The following is a 435-nucleotide window of genomic DNA, read 5'->3' as shown; positions in this document are numbered from 1 at the left end:
CAACATTTGCGAATGTTGTGAAAGTGTTCATCCAATCTTCATGTTCACCTTGCCCGCGCTTATAATTCAAGAAGCGGTTTAAAACTACCTGAGTAAGGTCAGATTCGGTGTAAGCACCATGATGACTTTCTCCTAACACGAGAATTTTCTTCCCGTTGTACCCTTTTGTGGCATATTTTGTGCCAACCCAAGGACTAAATTTTACATTTTTCATATTTTTTATTTATTTATGTTTTCCTACTCTTACGGCTTTGTAGGGCTTGCCTATACGTTAATAAGAACTTGCTCGTTGAGGTCTAAATCGAAGAACTTTGTCAACCCATGTGCGCACGGGCTGTCCACCCATTTCGCCCGGCGACCAGCGTGGCATCTTTTTGATAATGCGGATAGCCTCCTTTTCAAGACTGGCATCAGGCGCAGTGAGCACCACAACAT

At 43.0% G+C, this 435-nt stretch carries 1 protein-coding gene and 1 pseudogene; both read right to left on the bottom strand.

Annotation, left to right across the window (positions count from 1 at the left end; all coding sequences use genetic code 11):
• A pseudogene (locus ASC50_RS07240) lies at positions 1–214 on the bottom strand (hypothetical protein); the annotation flags it as partial.
• Between the two features lie 57 nt (positions 215–271).
• Complete coding sequence (locus ASC50_RS08555) at positions 272–427, bottom strand: energy transducer TonB (protein ID WP_226995404.1); 156 nt, start codon at positions 425–427, stop codon at positions 272–274.
• Between the last annotated feature and the right edge of the window lie 8 nt (positions 428–435).

The sequence above is a fragment of the Candidatus Symbiothrix dinenymphae genome (genome assembly GCF_001431085.1).
This window is presented reverse-complemented; position numbering and strand designations above follow the sequence as displayed.